General features: G+C 40.0%; 6 protein-coding genes and 1 pseudogene. 3 read left to right on the top strand and 4 right to left on the bottom strand.

Annotation, left to right across the window (positions count from 1 at the left end; all coding sequences use genetic code 11):
• Positions 1-138: 138 nt before the first annotated feature.
• Positions 139-1,176, top strand: a pseudogene (locus tag BACCOP_RS05140) (IS1380 family transposase); the annotation flags it as partial.
• 104 nt (positions 1,177-1,280) lie between these two features.
• Here BACCOP_RS05140 and BACCOP_RS21520 read toward each other — a convergent pair.
• Complete coding sequence (locus tag BACCOP_RS21520; RefSeq protein ID WP_227994774.1) at positions 1,281-2,027, bottom strand: glycosyltransferase family 8 protein; 747 nt, start codon at positions 2,025-2,027, stop codon at positions 1,281-1,283.
• A 237-nt stretch (positions 2,028-2,264) separates the two neighbouring features.
• Between BACCOP_RS21520 and BACCOP_RS05125 the strand changes: the two genes are divergently transcribed.
• Complete coding sequence (locus BACCOP_RS05125) at positions 2,265-3,332, top strand: hypothetical protein (RefSeq protein WP_007567006.1); 1,068 nt, start codon at positions 2,265-2,267, stop codon at positions 3,330-3,332.
• Between the two features lie 760 nt (positions 3,333-4,092).
• Here BACCOP_RS05125 and BACCOP_RS05120 read toward each other — a convergent pair.
• The 3 genes from BACCOP_RS05120 to BACCOP_RS05110 all read right to left on the bottom strand — a co-directional run bounded on the left by BACCOP_RS05120 (position 4,093) and on the right by BACCOP_RS05110 (position 8,126).
• Entirely contained in the window at positions 4,093-5,571 is a 1,479-nt protein-coding gene (locus BACCOP_RS05120; protein WP_007567004.1) for an MFS transporter, read from the bottom strand.
• Between the two features lie 203 nt (positions 5,572-5,774).
• Positions 5,775-6,698 (bottom strand): 5-dehydro-4-deoxy-D-glucuronate isomerase, encoded by a 924-nt coding sequence (kduI, locus tag BACCOP_RS05115; protein WP_007567003.1) that lies wholly within the window; start codon positions 6,696-6,698, stop codon positions 5,775-5,777.
• A gap of 42 nt (positions 6,699-6,740) precedes the next feature.
• Positions 6,741-8,126 (bottom strand): PTS galactitol transporter subunit IIC, encoded by a 1,386-nt coding sequence (locus tag BACCOP_RS05110; RefSeq protein WP_007567001.1) that lies wholly within the window; start codon positions 8,124-8,126, stop codon positions 6,741-6,743.
• 261 nt (positions 8,127-8,387) lie between these two features.
• Here BACCOP_RS05110 and BACCOP_RS19575 point away from each other — a divergent pair, with 261 nt between their 5' ends.
• Positions 8,388-10,487 carry a pectinesterase family protein gene (locus BACCOP_RS19575; RefSeq protein ID WP_007567000.1) on the top strand — a complete coding sequence of 700 codons (2,100 nt, stop codon included), beginning with the start codon at positions 8,388-8,390 and terminating at the stop codon, positions 10,485-10,487.
• Positions 10,488-10,511: the final 24 nt, after the last annotated feature.

Below are 10,511 nucleotides of genomic sequence, written 5' to 3'. Positions count from 1 at the left end.
GGGGGTGAGAATGGCAAACTCCTATGGTTACATATCAGCGAAATCACCGCTCCCTCATATGCAGTTACTCGCGGGCGGTTCTCGATGAAGGAGTCACGCCCACTTATGAGTTCATCTTGCCTTCAACCACCAACGCACTGTAGGCGCGACCACATCCTTAAGGCATTAACCGGACTTGACCCGGGAAAAACATCTCATACACGTCTGATGCCGGAAAGTCCTATGATTTCAATACGGGCAGACACACTCAACACATTGCTCCTGAATTGCCTGTTGTCCACAGGGCAGTTGAAAGAGGGCGGGGAGTATGACGTTGACTTTGACCACCAGTTCATTGAAGGCGGAGAAGTACGATGCAAAGCCCACGTACAAGAAATTTCTTGGTTACAGGTCCGGTGTGGCCGTTATCGGCGACATGATTGTCGGCATAGAGAACAGCGACGGCAACACCAATGTACGCTTTCACCAGAAGGACACGCTAAAGAGGATTTTGGAGAGACTTGAAGAGAAGAAGCTGACAGTCAAACGCTTCAGGGCCGACTGCGGCTCATGCTCTGAAGACATTGTGGATGAGGTCAGGAAGCATTGCAGGACATTCTACATACGCGCCAACCGCTGCTGCTCGCTCTATGATGACATCTTCGCGCTCAGAGGGTGGAAGAAGGAAGAGATAAACGGCATCGTGTTTGAGTTGAACTCCATTCTCGTTGAGAAGTGGAAGGGCAAACCGTATCGCCTGGTAATCCAGAGACAGAGACGCATGGGCAGTGGGCCGGTCCTGTGGGAGGGGGAATATACATACCGCTGCATCCTGACCAACGATACGAATCATCCATGAGGGACATCGTGGAGTTCTATAACATGCGCGGTGGCAAGGAACGCGTCTTTGATGACATGAACAATGGGTTTGGATGGGACAGACTGCCTAAATCCTTCATGGCGGAAAATACCGTGTTCCTGCTCCTGACGGCACTGATACGCAATTTCTACAAGGCCATCATGCAAAGGATTGAAGTGAAGAAGTTCGGGCTCAAGGAAACCAGCCGTATCAAGACGTTTGTCTTCAAATTCATTTCAGTACCTGCCAAGTGGATTAAGACCGCAAGGCAATGTGTGCTGAATATCTACACCGACAACCATGCATATGCAGAAGCCTTCAAAACTTCTTCCGGATGATTTACATCACTTGATGGCCACTGATTGCGTATTGCCTCAAGTCGCTTTATGGGGTAAGGGGATGGTATGCGCATTGAAACGGACGCGAGGACTTAATGGTTATCTTACGAATCAAAAGTCCATTTCTCTTTATGTAGGTAGCACTTCGGGAATGGAGTTGCGGATTTAAGGAGGAATATTTTTTTAACTTCTTTGTAAGAATAATCTAGTAATATTTTTTTTGACATAACTTGATAATTCCTTATATAGAAATTTTCATCTTTGAAAATAGAATGTTTATAATAGTACCACCAGTATTCTGCTCTTAAACAAAAATTATTCCAGGGTTTATTGCCTGTATAATGTATAATACAATTAGAGCATTCTGCAATTTCTTTAGCTTTTATATTCTTAAATTTCTCATTTTCTATAGATAATGAGTATAATAGTGATGTGTAGTTGTATTTTAAAGGTAAAAATTCTATTTTCCCTTTGCATACAATATTTATAATGTCTTGATCTTGATATGTATATTTTTTATTTTTATGCAATAAGCATTGGGAGGTAAAATTCATCTTTTGTAAGGCAGGGATATTCATGATGAGTACTCCTGCATTAATGTAAGAAGAAGGGTCACAACCTATTTTTTTCCAGTAAGATGTATTTACATTACAATATGTTGGTGATTCACATACACCTAATAAACAAGTATCTACTTTTGATTGTGCTAAAGCTAAAACAGCTGACAGGTCACATTCTATTATTGTATCAACATCTAAATAAATTATTGTTTGATAATCAGTTTGATGTAAACTATTTATTTGATCTATTAATTCAGGAACTAATAAACGATAATAAGTACTAACTGTGATATTTCTTACTTCAATACTTCGGTAAATTTTTACCGAAAGATTAAAAGTTAAACAACAGAACCGGCAAAAGCTGGTTCGGAAACACTAAAGAGGTCATTGAAATGTTGTCAAAAACGAATGGTTAAGCATGAAGAAATGTGCTGAAAAAAGAGAGTTAACCTGCTGATAATAAAGGAGGAAAGTATTGCATAATTCGTTATTTCTTAGTAAATTAGAAGTCTCTGAACTCTTCTGATTATGACTAAAGAAACACTCCTTATGCAATACCAATCCGAGTGCCTGTCGGCTCTCAAATCAGTAGCGAATATACACAAACCTTTTGAAAAAGCATTCATGGACACCATGAAATTATTCATGGCCATCCCGGATCGTATAAATTTCCTTCAATTGGGCAGATATGGCTGTTTCTCAGAACAGACTTATCGTAACCTTTTTGAGCATGAAACTTTCGACTGGTTTGCGTTCAACGGATCTATCATCAGCAAGCATCTCACAGGCAAAAGAAAAGCCATTGCCATCGACCCTTCCTATATTCCCAAATCAGGCAAGAAGACACCTTGGATAGGTTACTTCTGGTCCGGTTGTGCAGGAGAGTACAAGCGAGGATTGGAAATCATGGGCATCGGTATCATTGACATCGACAACCATGAATGCATGACTTTAGGTTCCATTCAGACACCGGATTGTAAGACCTTGGATAATATGGACAAGAACCTTGTTGACTGGTACAGCTGCTATCTTATCAGCAGAAAAGACAAGCTGCAAAGCATATCCAAAACGGTGGTTGCAGACGCATTCTTTTCCAAGGAAACTTTCGTAACGCCTATGTGTGAGAACGGTTTCCATGTCATCAGCCGCTTTAGGAATGATGTTGTCCTGTACTATCCGACATTGGAAAAGAAAACAGGAAAACGTGGTCATCCCAAGTGGTTTGACGGCAGGATTGACTTTGCCAATCTGGATTTGACCCGGTGCAAGGAATACGAGGTGAACAAAGGAAAGCTATACGGATTGAGGGTTTATGCTAAAGCTTTCAAAAGGTATGTTTCCTTAGCCATCTGGTATCCGATGGACGGAAGAACAGACAAGTGGCAACTTTATTTCTCTACAGACGATTCCATGGATGGACGCGAGGTGCTGGATTATTACAGAACCATGTTTCAGTTGGAATTCTTTAGAGTGGCAAGCAGCATGCAGGAATCACCAACTGCCAGTCACCCGACTTCAGGAAATTGGATTTTCACTTCAATGCATCGCTCGCAGCTGTCAACTTGGCCAAAGCGGCATGTAAGAGGCTCGGAATAACCTGTTCCATATCCTCCTGCAAGTCTTTCATACACAATGCTTATATGCTTGAACGATTTATTTGCGTGTTTGGGATTAGCCCAGACCCGCAAGTTATTGACAAACTTTTCAAAGAACTCATTTTATTTACTGCCAGAGCCGCTTAGGCTTGGCGAATTTTTAACGAACTATTGCTGTAATATATGTATTATAAAAATTTTATTATTCTGGTATTACAAAATTGATATTATTTGGTCGCAGAGACCTATAAAATCGTACGATTTATCGGGAAAATTGTATATGTGTACATTTTTACGTGGTGATTTTTCTCGTGATAGAAGAGTTGGACATTTGCTATCCGATAAAATATATTATGCACGAAAAGAATAATATTTAACTATAATTTATTCAGTGTCTGAATTAATTTTATAGATAATGCTTCATTCAAAAAAGAACAAAGACAGGGTACTCTTTTATGTAACCCTTTCCTTTAAAGCTTTCTACTTCTTTTTAGTAAACCACAATAACTATAAATGTCAAATAATACATATATTATCATGTTGTTTTTAAAAAACATGCAGTTATTTGCCTGATCTTTTGTACAAAAGATATCAAGGTTTGTACTAAAAATAATTTTTTCTGAACAAATGTTGGAGGTAATTTCACGTTGTTTAAAGCGAAAGAACAACAAAACTCCCCTTTACATTCTTCACGTTTTTCCTTTTGTTCTTTAAACGTCTGAATGTAAAGGGGAGTTGAACTATCTTAATTCCTGAATTAATTAAACCTTAACCAGTTTATATTTCGGAACCAATATTTTCATGATTATCCATCCAATCAGATAAGCTACTGCGCATATACTGAAGATGATGAAGTAGCCGGCTGCTTTACCTTCAAAGCCCATAAACACCATATTGGTTTCGGCTGCATAGTCGAACAGTCGTCCTGAGCCCATGTTGATAAAGAATGAACCGATACCTCCTGCCATACCACCGATTCCGATGATGGTAGCAATAGTGCTCTTTGGGAACATATCACCTACTACAGAATAGATATTAGCCGACCATGACTGATGGGCTGCACCTGCAATACCTATAATAATAATCGGATACCAATATGAATAATTTCCTAATGGTTGAGCAAATAGAGCTAACAACGGGAATAAAGCAAAGATAAACATCGCTTGCATACGTGCTACATATGGGTTCTTGCCTGTTTTATTGATGATAATGGTTGGCAATTTTCCTCCGTATATAGAAAGCATTGTGATGGCATATAGTACAAAGATAAGCATCTGAGCGGTAGCAGTATCAGAAGAGAAACCGTACACGTCTGAGATATAAGCAGGTGTCCAGAATAAGTAGAACCACCATACACCATCTGTCATGAACTTACCGAAGAATACAGCCCATGTCTGAGGGAATTTAAAACACTGGAGGAAAGAAATTTTCTGATTGTCAAAATCACTGTTTGTAGTCTGTGAGTCTGAGCTTTTTGCTTCTTGCTCATTGTTGTCTTGCTCAATATATGCTAATTCAGCTGCGTTTACATGTGGATTAGCATTTGGTTTCTTATATAGGAACATCCATAATCCCATCCAAACAAAACCTAAAGCACCGATTACAACAAATGCCATTTCCCAACCGTTTCCTACACCTATACTTTGGAAATAACGTGCCAAAGGAGGAATACTTACGGGAGCTATCAATGCTCCAATGGTAGAACCGGCATTGAATATCGAAGTAGAGAAAGCACGGTCTTTTTTAGGGAAATATTCTGCTGTTACTTTTATGGCTGCGGGGAAGTTACCTGCTTCACCTGCTCCTAAAACAATACGTGCTGCAATAAAATAGTATACACTGGTGATTGCGATAGTTGATGCTACGGCTCCTGTGGCAGAAAGCATTTCTGTTGCATTGTGAATACCTAAGGTTACCTCAGTTGCCCAGCCGCATAATGCGTGGAGGCAGGCTCCTGCTGACCAAATGAAAATAGACCAGAGATATCCTTTTTTGGTACCCATCCAGTCAATAAAACGTCCGGCAAAAAGATTTGCTATGGCATATACAATTGAAAATATAGCTGTGATATCTCCATAGTTGGAGTCTGTCCAGTGAAATTCTGGTGCGATAAAATCTTTCCAAGTTAGAGAAAGAACCTGTCGGTCAAGATAGTTTACTGTAGTTGCAAAAAATAACATTCCACAAATAACCCATCTGAAGTTTGTCATTTTTTCATCTACTTTTCGAAATGTATTCATGATATAAAGTTTAATAATGTTTTTCTATGGGTTTTGGCTCTACTGAAAGTGTTTCTTTGTGTTCCTAAAAATTTGCCTGCCCAATTTAAATTTGTTTGTCAAAAAACTATCATTCTAAATGTGTGGTATGTAATTTGAGTTATGTAAATGGTTAAGAACCACAACATTTAGAATGATAAATAGATGATTATATGAAAACTGGATTATTTCATTTCTGTGTATGAGATTTTATCCATATCTCCATAGTCGAGATTTTCTCCGGCCATTCCCCAGATAAACATATAGTTGCTTGTTCCGGCAGCTGCATGAATAGACCATTCCGGCGACATAATAGCCTGTTCGTTGGCCAGCCATACCAGTCTTTCTTCCTGAGGTTCTCCCATCAGGTGACAGATCATGTTGCCCGGAGTCAGGTTAAAATAAAAATATGCTTCTATACGGCGTGAGTGGGTATGTGCAGGCATTGTATTCCATACGCTTCCCGGCTTCAGCTCTGTCAATCCCATCTGTAACTGGCAAGGACCTTCTTCCAGAACGTTGCTTACGATCAGCTGGTTGATTACACGGTCATTACTTTCTTCCATTTTACCAGCTGCAAATGAATTAGCCTTCAGGGAACCTTTGCGTCCGTCAAGTGTGACAAGCTGTGTCTTGTAAGCCTTGTGAGCAATGGCTGAATTCAAATAGAATTTTGCCGGTTTTGATGCATCTTTGCTTTTAAAGGTAACTTTCTGATTGCCTCTTCCTACATAAAGAGCTTCCTTGAAATTGAGCGCATATTCTTTGCCGTCCACTGTTACGATACCTTCTCCTCCGATATTGATAATTCCCAGCTCACGGTTGAACAGGAAATAAGGAGCTTTCAGCTGATCGATTGTATCCAGTGTCAGTTCTTTGTTTACAGGAACTGCACCTCCAAAGATGAACCGGTCGTACATAGAATAGGTAAGATTGATTTCATCAGCGACCATGACCTTTTCCATCATGAAGCTGCTGCGCAATCTTTGTGTGTCGTATGTTTTCACGTCCTGCGGGTTACATGCAACCTGCATCTGTACGCTGGAAATCTGGGCGTTTGCGCTAACGGCTGCTGCGCCAAACATCATTGCAAGAGCTAACTTTTTCATAATTTTCTTGATTTTATATTGTTTTATATTGATTCTTTTGACTTATCCCTGTCGGCTTTCCTTAATAATCCGTCTTCTGTTGAAAATGGCAAGTGCCAGTGTACAGATTACCAGAACAGCTGAACCGACGATTTTAAAGTTATATACCAGATGGAAAATGATCCATGAGAACAAGCTTGAAGCGAAGTCGAGTGCTCCTCCCTGGAATCCTTCGGGTATTTTCACTGCCGAATCTCCGGTCTTGGCAAAGACATCCTGAGCAGCCTGTGTAAAGAACGGCGCAAGATCGGTTACAAAGTAAAGTCCCACAATCAGTGCAACCAGTCCGATAATGAAGGTTTTCAGTACGTTGCCTTTTGTAACAGGCAGGACAGCAGGGAACAGATAGAACATACCTGCAAGTGATGCCAGCGGAAGGAACTGGTTACCCGGCAGGACAACAGAAAGGAACAGTGTTACCGGAATCAGCAGCAGTGAGACTACCAGTGTAGTAGGATGTCCGATAACCAGTGCCGGACTCATACCGATGTTCAGCCCTGCCGCATTCTTGAACTTGCGTGCAATGAGCTCACGGGTTGCATCCGAAATAGGACGTAATCCCTCAATGAACAGCGAAGTGATACGTGGAATAAGTTCCATTACAGCTCCCATCTTGATACCGAGTCCCAGAATGGAAGGGATATTGTTTACAAGTTCCTGAGTGTTTTCACATGCAAGTGCTCCGATACCACATCCTACAATGACTCCCAAGAATAGCGGTTCGCCCATGATACCGAATTTCTTTTTCATGCCTTCCGCATCAATGTTCAGTTTTTCGAATCCCGGGATTTTGTCGAGAGCCTTGTTTATCACTACGGCAAACGGAACAAAACCCTGACAGAAAGGTTGGGGAATGGATATTCCGTCCATTTTTTCATAATATGTCTGAAACTGTTTACTTGTCAGGTCTGCCATGATCAGGGTAATGATATAGCATATGATTGCAGCGAAGAATCCCCACCATATATTGTCTGACGCAAAATATACAACAGCTCCGATGAAGGCAAAGTGCCAGTAGTTCCACAGGTCGATGTTTACTGTCTTTGTAGTTTTGGTCAGAAGCATAACGATGTTTACGGCCAGACATACGGGAATGATGAAAGCTCCCACAGATGTATTGTATGCGACCGATGCGGCAGCCGGCCATCCCATGTCGAAAATGCCAAGGCTCAGTCCGTAGATTTCGGTTACTTTTTTCAGGGGATCTCCCAGACTGCTTGTGAGCAATGCCGTCACGACAGACAGCCCTACGAATCCCACTCCCACAAGGAGTCCGCTCTTTAACGCCTTTCCGAATTTAATTCCGATGCATACTCCCAAAATAGTAAAAATAATAGGCATCATCACCGCTGCTCCCAGACCGATGATATAGCTAAAAACTTGTTCCATAATTTGCTTTTGTCTTTCTGTGAATCGTGATATTAGGTTTAATTATAAATTTAAATTGCACCAAAAATACGTTCTTTTCTTTTAATTTGCAACGGAAATATGATTTAATTCAAAACTTTATTGAAATAAACAAATATTTCCCGTTATCGTACACGATTATTGTAAGGATGTGAATAATAAATCTACCTTTAAGCACAGAAAATCCACATACGGATTCGTGCTTTTGGCTATATTTGTATTTATAAAAGTAATTATCGAATCATGAAAAACAGAAGTATTTTATTAGGGTGTTTGGGAGCTATGCTTTGTATTACAAGTATGGCTCAGACTACAGAAGATTTTCCAAAAAAACAGAAACCTTGGTCTGTACGAATGGCCGAATCGGAAATGGTACGTAATCCAGAATCTTGGCAAGTAGATTTTCAGCCTTCTTTAAAATGGGATTATTGCCATGGATTAGAATTGGGGGCTATGATGGATGTGTATGATCGATATGGCGATTCGAAATTTTATGATTATGCGCTGGCGTATGCAGATACAATGGTAAATGAGGATGGGACAATAAAGAAATATAAGTTGACAGATTATAGCTTAGACCGTATAAATTCGGGGAAAATGCTTTTCCGGATTTATGAGCAGACTAAGGATGAAAAATATAAAAAGGCTTTAAATCTGTTGAGACTGCAGTTTGATGGTCAGCCTCGTAATGAAGATGGCGGTTTTTGGCATAAAAAAGTTTATCCTAATCAAATGTGGCTGGATGGGCTTTATATGGGGACGCCGTTTCTTGCTGAATATGCTTATAGAAATAATGATCCGCATGCCTATCAGGAAGTGATAAATCAGATAAAGATTGTTGCACGTCACACCTATGATCCGTCAAATGGACTGTTCCGTCATGCATGTGATGTAAGCAAGCGAGAAAAATGGGCAGATAAAACAACCGGTCAGTCACAACATTGCTGGGGACGTGCTTTAGGGTGGTATACAATGGCTATAGTTGATAATCTTGATTTTATACCTTTGCATGAGCCGGGACGTGATTCTGTATTGGTTATTTTGAATCAGATAGCAAAGACTCTGAAAAAGTATCAGAGTCCGGAAGGTTTGTGGTATCAGGTTATGGATAAAAGTGGAGAACCTGGAAACTATCTGGAGTCTTCATGCTCCAGCATGTTCGTTTATTCTCTGTTTAAGGCCGTTCGTAAGGGATATATACCTTCATCATATTTTGCTGTAGCCCGTAAAGGCTATGAGGGTATTTTGAATGAGTTTATAAAAGTTGATGAGAATGGTCTTGTTTCCATCACAAAGGCATGTGCTGTTGCTGGATTAGGGGGAAAGAATTACAGAATGGGAGATTATTCTTATTATATAAATGAACTTGTACGTGATAATGACCCGAAAGCTGTGGGACCTTTTATTTTGGCCAGCTTGGAATGGGAAGGATTGCCTAAGGAAAAACGACGTTTCGCTGAGCCTAGGGAGCTGGTTGTTGCTCAAGATAAGACAGGCGATTATTCTACGATAGCAGAGGCTTTGGAGAGTGTTCGTGCTTTTATGGATTTTGATGTAAAGATATATGTAAAAAAGGGTACGTATAAAGAAAAATTGATTATTCCTTCATGGCTGCAAAATGTTGAAATCATAGGAGAGGATGTGCAAAATACGATTATAACTAATGCAGATCATGCCAATATGAATAATATGGGTACCTTCCGTACATATACAGTCAAAGTAGAAGGAAACCATATAACTTTTCGGAATATAACGATAGAAAACAATGCGCCTAAATTAGGTCAGGCTGTAGCTTTACATACAGAAGGAGATTGTCTGCGTTTTATTAACTGCCGTTTCTTGGGTAATCAGGATACTGTCTATACAGGAGTTGCAGGTACTCGACTTTATTTTGAAGATTGTTATATCGAAGGAACGACCGATTTCATATTTGGACCGTCAACTGCATGGTTTGAGAATTGTACGATACACAGTAAGGCAAATTCTTATGTTACAGCTGCATCGACTCCTGAAAATATCAAGTATGGATATATCTTTAATAACTGTAAGTTAACAGCAGAAGAGGGAGTTGATAAAGTTTATTTAGGAAGACCATGGCGCCCGTACGCTTATACTTTATTTATGAATTGTGAATTAGGAAAGCATATAGTAAAAGCTGGTTGGGATAATTGGAGAAATCCTAAAAACGAAAAGACAGCTCGTTATGCAGAGTATAAGAACACGGGAGAAGGAGCTGATATAAGTCAGCGTGTAAGTTGGGCACGGCAATTATCTGATAAAGATGTTAAGATGCTGGTGAAATCTGAGTTCTATACTTTCTCGAATACATGGGATTTGTACTAATAGAACAATTTTTACGTTTTTAAA

Source organism: Phocaeicola coprocola DSM 17136 (genome assembly GCF_000154845.1).
Lineage (GTDB): Bacteria > Bacteroidota > Bacteroidia > Bacteroidales > Bacteroidaceae > Phocaeicola > Phocaeicola coprocola.
Note: the sequence above shows the minus strand (reverse complement) of the source record. Positions and strands in the feature narration are given on the sequence as shown.